Source organism: Pseudomonas sp. 10(2024), assembly GCF_045164175.1.
In the GTDB taxonomy this organism is placed as follows: Bacteria; Pseudomonadota; Gammaproteobacteria; order Pseudomonadales; family Pseudomonadaceae; genus Aquipseudomonas; species Aquipseudomonas alloputida.
Genome location: NZ_CP174006.1, coordinates 2,742,434 through 2,757,977, shown reverse-complemented (window position 1 = coordinate 2,757,977; position 15,544 = coordinate 2,742,434). Strand labels below are relative to the sequence as shown.

At 63.4% G+C, this 15,544-nt stretch carries 14 protein-coding genes and 1 pseudogene; 14 read left to right on the top strand and 1 reads right to left on the bottom strand.

The features are described 5' to 3' along the window. Positions 1 to 22: 22 nt before the first annotated feature. The 8 genes and pseudogenes from ACI7M0_RS12240 to ACI7M0_RS12205 all read left to right on the top strand — a co-directional run bounded on the left by ACI7M0_RS12240 (position 23) and on the right by ACI7M0_RS12205 (position 9,439). The gene (locus ACI7M0_RS12240; RefSeq protein WP_064493484.1) at positions 23 to 1,306 is read left to right on the top strand and encodes a DUF2254 domain-containing protein; all 1,284 of its coding nucleotides are present in this window, start codon (positions 23 to 25) and stop codon (positions 1,304 to 1,306) included. A gap of 128 nt (positions 1,307 to 1,434) precedes the next feature. Beyond that, positions 1,435 to 1,824: a DUF2946 family protein gene (locus tag ACI7M0_RS12235; protein ID WP_129932987.1), complete on the top strand. Its 390-nt coding sequence runs from the start codon at positions 1,435 to 1,437 to the stop codon at positions 1,822 to 1,824. Positions 1,825 to 1,895: 71 nt separating this feature from the next. Further along, entirely contained in the window at positions 1,896 to 4,049 is a 2,154-nt protein-coding gene (locus ACI7M0_RS12230) for a TonB-dependent siderophore receptor (RefSeq protein ID WP_129932988.1), read from the top strand. A 5-nt stretch (positions 4,050 to 4,054) separates the two neighbouring features. Continuing rightward, complete coding sequence (locus tag ACI7M0_RS12225; protein ID WP_256658257.1) at positions 4,055 to 5,530, top strand: PepSY domain-containing protein; 1,476 nt, start codon at positions 4,055 to 4,057, stop codon at positions 5,528 to 5,530. 306 nt (positions 5,531 to 5,836) lie between these two features. Next, a complete protein-coding gene (locus tag ACI7M0_RS12220) occupies positions 5,837 to 6,127 on the top strand; it encodes a cytochrome c5 family protein (RefSeq protein ID WP_010954210.1) in 291 nt (96 codons plus the stop codon). A gap of 344 nt (positions 6,128 to 6,471) precedes the next feature. Then, positions 6,472 to 6,759: pseudogene (locus tag ACI7M0_RS12215) on the top strand (cytochrome d ubiquinol oxidase subunit II); the annotation flags it as partial. A 142-nt stretch (positions 6,760 to 6,901) separates the two neighbouring features. Continuing rightward, the gene (locus tag ACI7M0_RS12210; RefSeq protein ID WP_129932990.1) at positions 6,902 to 7,309 is read left to right on the top strand and encodes a DUF2946 family protein; all 408 of its coding nucleotides are present in this window, start codon (positions 6,902 to 6,904) and stop codon (positions 7,307 to 7,309) included. A 78-nt stretch (positions 7,310 to 7,387) separates the two neighbouring features. Then, positions 7,388 to 9,439, top strand: coding sequence for a TonB-dependent receptor (locus ACI7M0_RS12205; RefSeq protein WP_129932991.1), 2,052 nt, complete (start codon positions 7,388 to 7,390; stop codon positions 9,437 to 9,439). Positions 9,440 to 9,486: 47 nt separating this feature from the next. Here ACI7M0_RS12205 and nikR read toward each other — a convergent pair whose 3' ends face one another. Continuing rightward, positions 9,487 to 9,903: a nickel-responsive transcriptional regulator NikR gene (gene nikR, locus ACI7M0_RS12200; protein WP_010954217.1), complete on the bottom strand. Its 417-nt coding sequence runs from the start codon at positions 9,901 to 9,903 to the stop codon at positions 9,487 to 9,489. 87 nt (positions 9,904 to 9,990) lie between these two features. On the opposite strand from nikR, the gene nikA reads away from it, so the two are divergent. From nikA to ACI7M0_RS12170, 6 genes are all read left to right on the top strand, one after another. Continuing rightward, complete coding sequence (gene nikA / locus ACI7M0_RS12195) at positions 9,991 to 11,565, top strand: nickel ABC transporter substrate-binding protein (protein ID WP_129932992.1); 1,575 nt, start codon at positions 9,991 to 9,993, stop codon at positions 11,563 to 11,565. 1 nt (position 11,566) lies between these two features. Beyond that, on the top strand, positions 11,567 to 12,508 hold the full coding sequence (nikB, locus tag ACI7M0_RS12190; RefSeq protein ID WP_129932993.1) for a nickel ABC transporter permease subunit NikB: 942 nt from the start codon (positions 11,567 to 11,569) through the stop codon (positions 12,506 to 12,508). Beyond that, positions 12,505 to 13,350: a nickel ABC transporter permease subunit NikC gene (gene nikC, locus ACI7M0_RS12185; RefSeq protein ID WP_129932994.1), complete on the top strand. Its 846-nt coding sequence runs from the start codon at positions 12,505 to 12,507 to the stop codon at positions 13,348 to 13,350. The genes nikB and nikC overlap by 4 nt, the downstream gene beginning before the upstream one ends. Next, positions 13,351 to 14,121, top strand: a complete 771-nt coding sequence (gene nikD, locus ACI7M0_RS12180) for a nickel import ATP-binding protein NikD (RefSeq protein ID WP_108190754.1) — start codon at positions 13,351 to 13,353, stop codon at positions 14,119 to 14,121. After that, on the top strand, positions 14,118 to 14,939 hold the full coding sequence (gene nikE / locus ACI7M0_RS12175) for a nickel import ATP-binding protein NikE (protein WP_108190753.1): 822 nt from the start codon (positions 14,118 to 14,120) through the stop codon (positions 14,937 to 14,939). The genes nikD and nikE overlap by 4 nt, the downstream gene beginning before the upstream one ends. Before the next feature lie 105 nt (positions 14,940 to 15,044). Further along, a complete protein-coding gene (locus ACI7M0_RS12170; protein ID WP_108190752.1) occupies positions 15,045 to 15,497 on the top strand; it encodes a four-helix bundle copper-binding protein in 453 nt (150 codons plus the stop codon). Positions 15,498 to 15,544: the final 47 nt, after the last annotated feature.

Here is a 15,544-nt window from a genome sequence, read left to right as displayed (position 1 = left end):
CTCTCGGCAACAGGAGGTGTTCATGATAGCTCGCTGGCGTTGGTTGGCTACGCGAATTGCCAAGCGTCTCTGGTTCAGAGCAACGCTTTTCTCCCTGTTGGGGGTGGTTACCGCGCTACTGGCCATGGTGTTCAAGGATGCAGTGCCGGTCAGCTTGCCTGCACGTATCGGTGCAGATGCCGTTGACAAGATATTGGGCATCATCGCCTCGAGCATGCTTGCCGTCACGACGTTTTCGCTCAGTACAATGGTCTCGGCCTACAGTGCCGCCAGCAGTGGCGTAACCCCGCGCGCCACTTCGTTGGTCATGGAGGACGCCACGACACAGAACGCTCTGGCGACCTTCATCGGGTCCTTTCTCTTCAGCCTCGTCGGTATCATTGCACTGAGCACCGGAGCCTACGGTACACAAGGTCGTGTAGTGCTTTTCACCGTGACGATTGCAGTGGTGGTCCTGATCATCTACACCTTGCTGCGCTGGATTGATCACCTCTCCAAACTAGGGCGCGTAGGCGAGACGATCGACCGTGTCGAAAAAGCTGTGATCAAAGCCATCGAGCAGCGTGTTGAACACCCGTTTCTGGGCGCTGCAGCCTACCCGCCTGACCTCAAGTTTCCTGGGGTAACCCATGAAGTGAAAAGCCGCCAGACCGGCTATGTCCAGCACATCGATGTCCTCACGTTGAGCAAGATTGCAACGCGCACCGAGATTCGAATTTTCCTCGAAGTCCTGCCTGGCACCTTTGTACATGAGGGTATGGTGGTGGCACGGGCCTTGGCCGTGGATGGCGAGCCGCTCGATGACAATGGCGCGCTGGACATCGAGATGCTCGCTGCCGTGACCATCGGCCTCAGGAGAACGTTCGAGCATGACCCGCGCTTCGGGCTTTCGGTGTTGTCAGAGATCGCCTCGCGAGCGCTTTCTCCAGCAGTAAATGATCCCGGTACAGCCATCGACATCATTGGCCGCGGCATTCGCTGCCTGACGTGTTGGGGGAAACTGCATCCCGTGGCGCAGAGCACGGATAACAAATGCCCGCAGGTCTATGTTCGTGCACTGCTGGCGGATGACCTGTTTGACGATTTTTTTGCGCCGATCAGCCGGGACGGCGCGGCTTTGCAAGAGGTCAATCTGCGTTTGATCAAAGCCCTGGTCAGCCTGGCGCGCATCAATCCCCGCGCATTTCAACCCGCCTGCAGCCGGCATGCCACGCGCTTGCTTGCACACGCGGGCAGTGGGCTTGTACTTCAACAGGACAAGGACGAACTCCGCGCGCTTGCTGCCGAACTCATCGGTGTTCAATAGGTCTCGTGCGCCTGTACCCGATTGAATATTCGTGCTTGAAAAATCACACTATTCAGATGCATCAGAAGATGTAGAATCCCTCGCCAACCTCCCAACCTGATCATTCAGTTTTCACGCCGAGTTCCGCCATGAAGCTGGCCCACCACACACGATCACATGTCGCCTGGGTGCTGTATTTCAGCATCCTGTTCGGCTCGTTGCTGTGCGCCATGGGCCATGGTCAAATGGCCGGGTTGCGCCTGGCTGGCATGGATGATGCCGCCTGGTGCACGGCAGACAGCAGCGGCATGGTCAAAGGTGAGCAAGACTTCAGCGATCCGACCCTGCCTGCCGGCGGTGACTGTGTGATCGCCAGCCTGTTCAGCGCCACACTGCTGGCCGTATTTTTCGGCCTGCTGACCCTGCTCGCCGGCGAGCCGGGCAGCCCCTTACCCAACCAACCTCCGCCACGCCTGCCCAAGCATCGTTGGCCACTGGTCAATCCCCGCGCCTCTCCTGCTTCGCTTCTCGCGTTCTGACATCGCCACGTCCCCGTGCCGCCTGATCGGCAGCGGGCGTGTGCTCACCGATTTCAGCCAGGAAGCCTTGCATGTTCCGCATGACCACTTTGGCGCTGCTCGTTGGCAGCGCAACCTGTGCCTGGGCGCAGGATGACACCCTGACCCTGCCGGCCAGCAATGTCACGGCCACAGCCAATCAACCCAAGGAGGCAACCAGCCTTGACCTTGATCGCCCCATCGAAAGCGGCTCGCGGCTGAACCTCAGCGCCAGGGAGAACCCCGCTTCCATCAGCGTTGCCGACCGCAAGACCATGGAGCGCATCGGCGCACGTAACTTCCAGGACGCCGCCAATGCACTGCCCGGGGTTAACGCCTCGGCTCCGCCCGGCTGGGGGGGATATGTGTCGTACCGAGGGTTCAACGGTGCCCAGATCAGTCAGTTGTTCAATGGCATCAACTTGCAGTATGGCGGCGCGGCGCGCCCGGTGGGCGCCTGGATCTACGACCGCGTCGAATTGCTCGGCGGGCCATCCTCCTTCCTCAACGGCAGCGGCGCTGTCGGTGGCAGCCTCAATTTCATCACCCGGCTGGCAAGCCGTGACGAAGACACCTTCGAAGGGCGCGTCAGTTATGCACGCTACGACACCATGGAAACGTCGGTCGCCTTCAACAAGGCGCTGAACACGGGCGACGGCCCGCGCCACTATGCCCGCCTCGACTACAGCCGCACCAGCACCAACGGCTATATCGATCGGCAGGAGAATGGGGCCGGCAACCTGGCCTTCTCGCTGCTTAGCGACATCAACGATCAGCTCTCGCACACGCTGGCCATCGAATACCTGGAAGAACAAGAGGACAGCCCCTACTGGGGCACACCGGTATTGCAGCCACTGGTCGGCACACTGCACATCGACAAGCACAACCGTTTCAATAACTACAATGTCGAAGACGGTCGCTACGAGCAGCGCACCCGGTGGCTGCGCTCGATCACCGACTATCGCTTCGATGACAACACCCAACTGCGTAACACCTTCTACCACTACAACGGCCAGCGCGATTACCGCAATCTCGAGGTGTATCGCTACAACGCCGACAACAGCGCCATCGCTCGCTCGGGCGGCTATCGCCAGCGGCACGACCAGGAGGTCAACGGCGACAAGCTCGAGCTGACCCACCAGGGCCAGTTGTTCGGCCTTGCCAGCGACTGGGCGTTCGGCATGGACTACAGCACCAACCAGCAAACCAACTACCCGCTGTCCAAGGGGGCGTTCGACACGGTTGACCCGAACGGCTTCGAACCCGGGCACTTCCTCGATATCCCCGGTATGGACGCGCCCATGACCAAGGGCAGAACCACCACCACCGACACCACCTCGGCCTTCGTCGAGAACCGCACCCGCCTGACCGATCAACTGTCATTGATCACCGCGCTGCGCTACGACCATATCGACTTCGACGTGGTCGACCATGTGGCGCGAGCCAGGCTCGACCGACGCTGGGACGCCATCACCGGTCGCCTGGGGCTGGTCTATGACCTGACCTCCAACGTCAGCCTGTACACCCAATACAGCACCTCGGCCGAACCACCAGGCGGTACTCTGACCAGCGCCTCGATCAGCCAGGTCGGCGACTTCGACCTGAGCACCGGCCGTCAGGTCGAAGTAGGCAGCAAGTTCGACTTCCTCGACGGCCGCGGCTCGGCGACGGCAGCGGCGTATCGCATCGTGCGCAAGGATATCTCCGTGCCCTCCTCGACCGTGCCCAACACCACCGAGCAGGCGGGCCAGCAGACCTCCACTGGCATCGAGCTGGCAGCCTCGTTCAAGGTCACGCCCAAGCTGCTGGCGGCGGGCAACTTCAGTTGGGTAAATGCCGAATACGATGAATTCAACGAGACCATCGGCGGCGTGGTGTACTCGCGCAAGGGCAAGAACCCGGTCAACATCCCCGACCGCGTGGCCAACCTCTGGTTGACCTACGACCTGGCGCCCGGCTGGCAGGTCGGGGCCGATGCCCGCTATGTCTCATCGGTGTACGCCAACACCGCCAATACCGCATGGGTACCGTCGTACACCGTCTACGGGCTGTCCATGACCCACGACCTGGACAAGCACGTGCAAGTCAGCGCGCGGCTGCGCAACCTCACCGACGAGGTGTATGCCCGCTTCATCCACCAGACCAACACCCAGTACTACCTGGGTGAACCGCGCAGCCTGGAAGTCGCTGTGCAGTGGCGCTACTGATGAGCGTGAAGCGCCAGCTGTACCTGTGGCACCGCTGGCTGGGCATCGTCGCCTGCCTGTTCATGGCGCTGTGGTTCGTCTCCGGGGTTGTCATGCTGTACGTCGGCTACCCCAAGCTGACACCGGCCGAGCGCCTGGCCCACCTGCCGGCTTTGCCGGCGGGGTGCTGCGCCGAGTTGCCCGAGCATTGGGCGCAACAGCCGCTGAAGGCGCTGCGCCTGACCAGCCTGGGCGGGCGCGCGCACTACCTGCTGGAACTGGCCGACGGTCGCCGCGTCATCCTCGATGCCGCCAGCGGCGAACCTCTGGCTCGGGCCGACGCAGCCTGGGCCCTGGCCAATGCCCGGCAGTATGCCGGTGAGGCCGGGTTGGATTACCTGGGCACCGTGGACGAGGACATGTGGACCCACTCCAGGGCATTGGATGGCGACCGCCCCTTGCATCACGTGCAGGTAGACGATACAGCCGGCACCTGGCTGTACCTGTCCAGCCGCACCGGCGAAGTGGTGCGTGACGCCACCGCCCAGGAACGTGCCTGGAACTGGGTCGGTGCATGGCTGCATTGGCTCTATCCGCTACGGGGCGGGTTCGGCTTCGACAACGGCTGGCGTACCCTGGTGATCGGCCTGTCCCTGGGCGCAACGGTCATGGCGCTCCTGGGCATGACCGTTGGCATACTCCGCCTGCGGCTGCGCAAGCGCTATCGCAGCGGCTCGTGCAGCCCCTACCCTGGCGGCTGGCTGCGCTGGCACCACATCGGCGGGCTACTGTTCGGCACGGTGCTGGTGCTGTGGGTATTCAGCGGACTCATGTCGATGCGCCCCTGGGGTGTGACCGACAGTCGTTCGCAGTTGGTCCCCCAGGCGCTACGTCAGGGGCCGCTACGCGCGATGGATATCGGCCAGACGGTTGCCCAGGCCATGGCCAGCCTGAGCCGGGAGCCTGGGTTCAACCCTGTCGAAATCCAGTGGCAACGCCTGGGCGGCGACACCTTCCTGGTTGCCCGCAATGCCGCCGGCGATAGCCGGATTCTGGAAGCCGGCGCACCGCCGGCGCGGGCCTTGTCCGAACGACGCTTGCTGACAGCGGCCCGTGCGATGGCGGCAGGCGTCGTGGTACAGGCCAACTGGCAAGGGCACTACGACGCCTACTATTTCACCCGTGACGCCCAGAGCATGTACGGCTTTCAGAGCCGCCCACTGCCGGTACTGCGTCTGCGCTTCGACGACCCCGCCAGCACGTGGGTCTACCTCGACCCGGCCAGCGCAGAAGTGGTCGCCAGCCACGATGCCAGGCAACGCGCCGGTCGCTGGCTGTTCAACCTGTTGCACAGCTGGGATCTGCAGCCACTGCTGCAAAGGCCAGTGTTACGCGAAGGCCTGATCATCGCCTTGAGCATCGGCGGCCTGGTGGTTTCACTCAGCGGCGTCGTACTAGGCTGGCGAAGGCTACGCAGAATGACCACTCGAGTTCGCGGTTGAGCCTCCTTTCGTGTTTGGCAGCGGCCTGAGCGATTGCCGCTGATCACTGAAAAAACAAAAGCCGGGACGGTAATGCGCCCCGGCTTTTGTTTGACCCGATGAAAACCCTGCCAAGAGTAAAACACCGGATCAGCTTCAACGTAGCACGGCACCTGCAAGCCGCCACCCTGCGACAGCTCGCCGCACCCTGCCAGCCAGACCGGTAGATGAAGCCCTGACACCGCGCATGCGTCAGAACGTCGCACCTGACAGGGATAACCACGCTCTTAGACTCTGCCTTCCAATAAAAAACCTGAGAGGTCGGTCATGAAGAAAACACTGGCAATGCTTGCTTGCCTGGCAACCGCCAGCCTGGCTCAAGCAGCCCAGGACCCGGAGGCGGTCTTCAACCGCGCTTGCCAGATGTGCCACAACGGGCAATTGCCAATGGCGCCGAAGAAAGGTGACCACGAGGCCTGGAAGCCACGGCTGGCCCAAGGCAACGATGTTCTGGTGAAGCACGTCACCGAAGGCTTCAACGCCATGCCGCCGCGCGGCCTGTGCATGGACTGCACCGCCGACGATTACAAGGCGGTAATCGACTACATGTCCAAGTGATTCGTGCGCCAGGGACGCGCCAGGTACTGTGCGCCCCTGGCAACCTAGTCGCACCTAACCATGATGGGCGGCGTTGCTAGACCCGCGCCTCGCCATTTTCAATCACAGCGAACACCGGGCAAAGGACATGCATCGAGCAGCAGGACGTCGCCGCACACTCAGCTGGGGCCTCTACGCCTGCGTGCTGTTCGCAGTGCTGCATTGCGGCCTGGGGCATGGTCAGGCCGGCGGCTTGATGCTCAACGGTGCAGGTGGCACTTTTTGTGGCCACTTAGCGACTGCGGCCAGCGCGGTCAGTTTTGACAAAGGGCTCGGCGCCACCTTCGCTGGCGTATCCACCATCGATTGCCCGCTGGTTCAGCATGCACAACCTGCTCTGGTTCATGCCGGTGCCGATCCTGGTGCTGGTGACGTGCTACGGGCTGCTACGTGCCGTGGCACGCAACGCGCACTACACGCCGTTCTTGCTGACCCTGGCCCTGATTTTCCTGGGCTACAGCGGCCTTGGCATCAGCCTGTGGCCAAACATCATCCCGCCGTCGATCAGCATCTGGGAGGCCGCAGCGCCGCCCCAGAGCCAAGGCTTCATGCTGGTAGGCACACTGTTCATCCTGCCCAGTTCGCTTGGCTGATCCGAGCGTTCATGATGGCCGCCGGCATGCGCAGCCATTGAGCCCTCGGCGTGGTGCGCCTGCGACAAAAAGGCGCACCACGGAACTTGTACAGCCCGCAACGGATGCGGCTTAATGCGCGCCATATTCGCTCGGGTGACTCATGCTTTCACGTGCACGCGCACAACTTTGTCTGTTCGCCTGCCTCGCCGTGCTGTTCAACCTGCTGGCGATGCCGCTCGACCGTGCCTTGCAATCACCCCGCATCGACAGCCAATCGCTGATTCTTGGCAGCTTTTGCAGCCTGCACGGTGCACAGAGCCTGCCCAAGTCACTGCTGGCCCAGCTCAAGGCCGAGCTGCCGCAACTCGACGATCAGCCGGACATGAAACACCAGGCCGGCGACTGCTGCTGTGGCCATGCCGGGCATGCCTTGCTGACCAGCGACTATTATCGCCACCTGTTCCCCCGCTACTGGCCCGATGCACTGTTGCTCAGTAACAGCCACAGGCTGTCGCTGCCGCGCGAACAGTGGCCAAAGCTCAACCCCCGCGCCTCTCCCCTGGCCTGACCCGTCGTTGCTTGCCCACAGCTGCCCCGTGACCTGCGGTGCGCAGCCCTGCCCGACTGTCTGACCAGGAAACCTTCCATGCCTGCGTTCCGTTGCACCGCACGCGCTGTCCTGCCCGTGCTCGCTTTGTTCAGCCTCAGCCCGCTGTCACTGGCCGTTGCCGAAACTTTGCCCACTGAAAACTCCACCCTCACCCTTGGCGCGGTCAACGTGACCAGTACCGAAAGCGGCCCGCTGGCCACCAGCAGCGTGCTCAGTTCGGTGGACATCCTGGGGGGCGATATCCTCGAAAAGATGCCCGTGACCTACAGCTGGGAACTGTTCAGTCGCGCGCCAGGGGTGATGCTGACCGAGTTCAACCAGGGCACCACCTCGGGCAAACTGTCGTTTCGCGGCTTCAATGGCGAAGGCGAAGTGAACGCGGTCAAGTTGCTGATCGATGGCATCCCCAGCAACACCAATGACGGCAACATGCCCTTCATCGACTCGGTGTTCCCCATGGACATCGACAGCATCGAAGTGGTGCGCGGCACCAGCGACCCGCGCTACGGCCTGAACAACATCGCCGGTAACGTCAATATCAACACCCGCACCGGCGGTAACTACAACAAGGCGCGCCTGCGCTACGGCAGCTTCAACACCCGCGAGGTGCAACTGGCCAAGGGTATCGAAACCAGCAACTGGACGCAGAACTACTTCTTCGCCCGCCAGCAGGTCGACGGCTACCGCGACCATGCCGACACCGAACGCTACAGTTTCGGCGGCAAGTGGTTCTATACCCCTGACGATGGCAGCTACCGCCTTGGCCTGATCGCCCGCCACTACGAGTCCGAAGCCCAGGAGGCCGGCTACCTGACCGAGGATGACGCCCGCCATCATCCGCGCATGAGCAATGGCTACAATGCCACGGACAAAGGCACGCGGCGAATGAACCAGGTCAGCGTGCACTTCGACACCGACCTGGCCGAGACCCTGTCCTGGTCGGCCAAGACCTACCTCAACACCTATGACGACCGTCGCTGGACGCAGTACTGGCGCACCAGTTCACAGCAGGAACGCGACACCTACGAGGATCAGTACGGCGCCATTACCTCGCTGACCTGGCGGCCACAGGTGGACTGGCTGCACGCCTTTGCGCTGGAAGGTGGCAGCGATATGCAGAAGCAACAGAACCGCAGCGAACGCTACCGCACCGTGGAGCGTGTACGCCAGGCGCAGACACGCGACCAGGACTTCGACTTCAACACGGTCGGTGCCTACGTGCAGGCGGAGATCGAGCCGTTCGAATCGCTGAAGATCGTACCGGCCTACCGGGTGGACAAGATCAGTGGTGACTTCACCAACAAGATGACCGGGCAGGACTACGACATCAACGACTACGGGCTGATCAAGCAGCCCAAGCTCAGCATTGTCTATTCGCCGTGGAAGTTCGCCAGCGTTTACGCCAACTGGGGCCGCACCTTCCAGGTCGGGACGGGCGCCGCAGCCTACAAGGTGCCGCCGCGCAACGAGGACCTGGACCCGTCGATCAACGAAGGCTGGGAAACCGGCGTCAAGTTCACCCCGGCCAGCTGGGTCGATGGCCGCGTGGCCTATTGGCGTCAGGACGCCTCTGGCGAAGTGAGCCGTCGCCTGAACGACCCCAGCGGCGAGTCGGACAACGTCGGCGAAACACGCCGCTGGGGCTATGACCTGCAGGTCAACCTGCACCCGGACGAACGCACCGAGGTGTGGATGTCCTACTCCTGGCAGTACTCCAAGATCCTTGAGCCCAGCAGCGCGTTACCAGGCAGCAAAGGCCAGGAAATCGATCACGTGCCACACCATCTGTGGAACACCGGCATCAGCTACCAGGCCACTCCCGCGCTGCAGCTGACTGCCTGGGCGAACGGGCAGACCAACTACTACCTGGAGCGGGAGAACACCCAAGGTACGTATGGCGGCTACGTACTGATGAACCTCCGCGCGACGTACAAGCTCAGCGAAACCATGAGCGTGGACCTGCAGTTGAAGAACCTCACCAACCGCTACTACGAGTACGTGTGGTACGACCCGGACGGTGCGGATGCTTCCCTGCACTCCCCGGGTGACGGTCGTGCGCTGTATGCCGGGCTGACGTTGGACTTCTGAGTAACGGCCCCTGGGCCAATCGCGTCACGAACAAGTGACGCAGCGTCTCAGCGCACCTTCGGCTGCCCCGGAGCCGGGATCACCTGCACCTGGCCATGTTCCACGCCGCGCTCAACCATCAATTGGCGAGACAACTCGCCAATTCGGCCGCTTTCGCCCTGCAGCACCGAAACCTCCAGGCAGTGGCCGGCATCCAGGTGCACATGCAGGGTGGATCGGGTCAGATCGTGGTGGGCGTGCAGGGTCTGGTTGAGCCGTCTGGGCAGTTCGCGGGTGCTGTGGTCGTACAGGTAACTGACCACGGCCACGCAGGCGGCATCGTCCGGCAAGGCTTCAGACTCGCGCATCCCCGCACGCAACAGGTCGCGGATGGCCTCCGAGCGGCCCTGGTAGCCTTGGGTCGCCACCCGCCGATCGATGACGTCGAGCAGCTCTTCATCCAGCGTGATGGTGATTCGTTGCATTCTGTAACTTCCGGTAAGATGATTTCACGTAGACATCATACCCACCACACTTTAGCCTACGGCCTCCGTGAAAGTGGGGGACGCAGTGTGAAGCAGCAGCCTGGTAAACGAAAGCCCGCCCTGTGGGGCATCCTTCTTCTTGCTGCGTGCGCTGCTGCGCCGGCCAGCCGCGCCGCCGAGCAAGGGCCGCAGCTGGTGTACTCCTGGCCTGTGAATGCCGGGCCGCTCGACCCGCGTGGCTATTCCCCCAACCAGATGTACGCCCAGGCCATGGTCTATGAACCCCTGGTGCGCTATACCGCAGCGGGTACGCTGGAGCCATGGCTGGCTGAGGCCTGGCAGGTTTCGGACGACGGCAAGACCTACACGTTCACCCTTCGCGACGGCGTGCGCTTCAGCGATGGCACACCCTTCGATGCGCCCGCGGCCAAAGCCAACCTCGATGCCGTCCTGGCCAACACTCAGCGTCACCGCTGGATGGAACTGGTGACCACACTGGACCACGTTGAAGCGCCTGAGCGCCTGACCCTGCGCCTGGTCCTCAAGCACCCTTACTACCCGACGCTGATGGAGCTGGCCCAGGTTCGCCCATTGCGCTTTGCCTCGCCTCAGGCCAAACCCGGCCAACCGGCCGGTACCGGCCCCTGGATGCGCGCCGAATCACGCCTGGGCGAATACGACCGCTTCGTGCGCAACCCCCAATACTGGGGGCCCAAGCCGGCCTACGGCGAGATCATGGTCAAGGTCATTCCAGACCCCAACAGCCGCGCGCTGGCCCTGCAGGCCGGCGAGGTCGAACTGATCCAGGGCGCCGCCGGCGAAATCACGGCCGGCACGTTCGTGCGCCTGCGTGACCAGGGCTATGCCACCGCACTGTCGGCACCGCTGGCCACCCGCACCCTGGCGATGAACACCGGCCGTGGTGCTACCCGTGATCTGGCGGTACGCCAGGCGATCAACGAGGCGGTGGACAAGCAAGCCATCATCGACAAGATTCTCTACGGCCTTGAACCCCGGGCAGATACCCTGTTCGCCAGCAACATGCCCTACGCCGATATCGGCCTCAAGCCCTACCCTTACGACCCGGCGCGCGCCGCCCATGCCCTTGATGCTGCCGGGTGGACGCTGGCACCAGGCGCGTCTGTGCGCAGTAAAGGCGGCGAACCCTTGGCCATCGAGCTGGTATTCCTCGGCACAAGTGCCTTGCAGAAGAGCCTGGCCGAAGTGCTGCAGGGCGAGCTGGCGAAAATCGGCATCCACATCGACCTGCGTGCGGTTGAAGAAGGGGCTTTGGTGCGGCGCCAACGCGATGGCGACTTCGGCATGATCTTCGCCGACACCTGGGGCGCGCCCTACGACCCGCATTCGTTCGTCAGCTCCATGCGCTACGCCGGCCATGCCGACTACATGGCCCAACGTGGGCTGGCAATCAAGGACGAACTGGACAAGCGCATTGGCCAAGTGCTGGCCAGCACCGACGAACAGCAGCGTACCGAGCAGTACCGCTTCATCCTCACCACCTTGCACGAACAAGCCGTCTACCTGCCCATCTCGCATCTCACGGCCATCAGCGTGCGCCGAGACTCGGTGGCCAAGGTCCAGTTCGGCAGCACCTTGTTCGATGTGCCGTTCGAAACCATGACGCCAAAACAGGGAGACTGACATGTTGCGCTACATCCTGTTGCGCCTGGCGCTGCTTGTGCCGGTCATACTTGGCGCTTCGTTGCTGGTGTTCGTGCTGCTACACCTGGGCAGCACAGACCCGGCGCTGGACTACCTTCGGCTTTCGCACATTCCACCGACCGACGCCGCCATTGCCGAAGTCCGCCATACCCTGGGGCTGGATCGTCCGCTGTATGCGCAATACCTGAGCTGGCTGTGGAACGCCGTGCATCTGGACTTCGGCATCTCCTACATCACCGGCCGTCCCGTGCTCGATGACCTGCTCTACTACCTGCCCGCCACCCTGCAGCTCGGCGGCCTGGCGTTAGCCTGCACGCTGCTGCTGTCGATCCCCTTGGGGCTGTTGGCGGCCCGCTGGCAAGGGCGCTGGCCCGACCACGCCGTGCGGGCAGTGACCTTCCTGGGGGTCTCCATGCCCAACTTCTGGCTGGCGTTTCTGCTGATCGCGCTTTTTTCCCTGTGGCTGGGCTGGCTGCCGCCGCTGGGGCGTGGGGGGGCCGGGCACCTGGTGATGCCGGTGCTGGCGATCGCCCTGATGTCGATGTCGATCAACGCCCGCCTGCTGCGTGCCAGCCTGCTGGATGCCGGCGGGCAGCGGCACGTCACCTATGCCCGTGCCCGCGGCCTGCCCGAACGGCATGTCTGGCGTGACCATATCCTGCGCAATGCCTGGCTGCCGCTGGTGACGGCCACCGGCATGCACATCGGCGAACTGATCGGCGGCGCACTGGTGATCGAGACGATCTTCGCCTGGCCCGGCGTTGGTCGTTTTGCGGTGTCGGCAGTGCTGAACCGCGACTTCCCGGTGATGCAGTGCTTCACCCTGCTACTGACCGGCCTGCTGATGATCTGTAACCTGATAGTCGATGTGTGCTACGCCTGGCTTGATCCTCGCAGCCGGCTGGAAGGGGTGAACGCATGAGTGTGCACGCTGCCCTGCGTCAGCCATTGCTGCTGCGCCGCCCCAGCCTGATGATCGGCCTGGCCCTGGTCGGCCTGCTGGCGGTGCTGGCGCTGTTCGGCCACTGGATCGCCCCGCATGACCCCGACCTGGTCGACCTCGGCCAGCGCCTGCAGGCGCCAGACGCCAGTCACTGGCTGGGCACAGACCACCTCGGGCGCGACCTGCTTTCGCGGTTGATCGTCGGCACGCGCCTGTCCTTGGGCAGCGTGATGCTGACCCTGGCGCTGGTACTGGCCCTGGGGCTCGCGGTCGGCGGTGTGGCCGGGTTCGTCGGCGGGCGCACCGACCTGCTGCTGATGCGCCTGTGCGACATGTTCATGACCTTCCCCACGCTGGTACTGGCGTTTTTCTTCGTCACCTTGCTGGGCACTGGCCTGAGCAACGTGATCATCGCCATCGCCCTGTCCCACTGGGCCTGGTATGCGCGCATGGTGCGCGGCCTGGTGATTGCCCAGCGCGGCCGCGAATACGTATTGGCTTCACGCCTGGCCGGCGCTTCACGCTGGGCGCGGCTGCGCCAGCATGTGCTGCCCAATATCGCCGGCCCGTTGCTGGTGCTGGCAACCATGGACATCGGCCACATGATGCTGCACGTCTCCGGCCTGTCGTTCCTTGGCCTCGGGGTGGCGCCCCCCACCGCCGAATGGGGCGTGATGATCAACGACGCCAAGGAATTCATCTGGACGCAGCCACAACTGCTGCTGTTGCCAGGGCTGATGATCTTCTTCTCGGTGATGGCCTTCAACCTGCTGGGCGATGCGCTGCGCGACCGCCTGGACCCTGCACAGGAGCGCCATTGAATGAGTCCGTCGTTGCTTGAAATCCGTGGCCTTCGCATAGAAACCCAGGCCGGCGTGCTGGTGCATGGCGTTGACTTGCAGCTGCGCCGCGGCGAAGTCTGCACGTTGGTCGGTGCCAGCGGCTCGGGCAAATCCCTCAGCTGCCTTGGCTTGCTCGACCTGCTACCGCCTGGCCTTGCCCGCACCCAAGGACAACTGCTGCTCGACGGCCAGCCGCTGGCTGCAAGCAGTGTCCGAGGTCGCCTGGCCAGCCTGGTGCTGCAAAACCCGCGCAGCGCCTTCAACCCGGTGCGCAACATGGCCAGCCATGCCATCGAAACGCTCAGGCAGCGAGGCATTACCGGCGCGGCAGCACGGGCGCGCATGGCCCACTGCCTGGATGCTGTCGGCCTGGCAGACCCTGAGCGGGTGCTGCAATCGTTCGCTTTTCAGCTCAGCGGCGGCATGCTGCAAAGGATGATGATCGCCCTGGCGCTGATGGCCGAAACCCCATTCCTGCTGGCAGACGAACCCACCAGCGACCTCGATGCCCTGAGCCAGGCGCGTTTTCTCGACCTGCTGATGGAGTTGGTGCAGGTGCATGGGCTGGGGGTATTGCTGGTGACCCACGACATGGGGGTGGTAGCGCGCTGTGCAGACCAGGTCGCGGTGATGGAGGCCGGCCGCATTGTTGAATGCCAACCGGCCCATGAGCTGTTCCAGCGCCCCGCCAGTGCCACAGCCCGCACCCTCCTCCACGCCCACCAAGTCCTTTGCCGGAGCCAACCATGAGCCTGCTGCACGTCCACCACGTTGGCCACCGTTATCGTACAGGGGGGCTGCTGCGCAAGCGCGGTTGGCTGCAGGTACTCGACGGTATCGACCTGCAACTGCACGCTGGCGAATCCATCGGACTGCTCGGCAGCAGCGGCAGCGGCAAAAGCACACTCGCACGGCTGCTGCTCGGGCTGGAAAAACCGGCCCAGGGCCAGGTGAGCTTTGCCGGGCAGGATGTCAGCCAGCTCAAAGGTGAGCAGGCGCGCGCCTTTCAGCGCACGGTGCAATTGGTGTTCCAGGACGCCCCTGGCGCTTTCAACCCGCAGCGCAGCATCGGCTGGAGCATCGCCGAGCCGCTGCGCCACCTGACCGACATGGATGAAGCCGCCCGGCAGGCGCGCACCCTTGCACTGCTGGAGGAAATGGGCCTGCGCGCCGAGCATGCCCAACGCCTGCCGCAACAGTTGAGTGGCGGCCAGTTGCAGCGTGCCAACATCGCCCGGGCGCTGGCCGCCTCGCCACAGCTGGTAGTGCTCGACGAAGCGTTGTCGAACCTCGACCGGCTGTTGCAGTTGCAGGTCCTGCAGCAGCTGGAAGCGCTACGCCAGCGCAGCGGCACCGCTTTCGTGCTGATCAGCCATGACTTGAGCCTGGTGCAGTACTTCTGCCAGCGGGTCGTGCTGCTACACGGCGGGCGCATCGTGGAGGAACGCCCCGTGACGCACGACCTGTGCTTTGCGCACCCCGTAGGCCGGCAGTTGCAGTCGGCGGTGTTGCCTGCACGCCCGCAGAAGAGGCCATCGCCGCAAGGCCTGCCAACAGTTGCACACTGACACCACCTGGCTTTCGGATTCTCGGAAAACAGTCTATGTTCGCGATACTGATCTGCGCGGACAGCCGTGCGCAGCCAAGGCCGACTTCGATCAAGGAAGCGATCCATGCAACGACGTGAAATGCTGAAAACCGTCGCAGGTGCCGTAGCCGTGGCGATGACCAGTTCTGCACTGGCCGCCACTCATGAGCACGCACATCAACATGACCATGGCACTGCCGGCGCCAGGCCGTTTGCCGGGCTGATAGACAGCAGCAGCGATTGCCAGAAGACCGGTGAGGCGTGCCTGGCGCACTGTCTGGTACTGCTTGGTCAAGGTGACACGCAAATGGCGGCCTGTGCCCAGTCCGTCAGCGAACTGCTGGCTACCTGCAGTGCGTTGATGAAGCTGGCCCTGCAAGGCTCCCGCTTCACGCCGGCCATGGCCAAGGTGGCCGCTGATGTCTGTGCCAGTTGTGAAACGCAGTGCCGCAAACACGAAAACGAGCATCCCGAATGCAAGGCCTGTGCAGACTCCTGCGCTGCCTGCCTGAAGGAATGCAAGGCCCTGGCCGCCTGATCCCGCGGCCAGTCGTTGATCAACATTGTCGTGACACTGCCGCAACG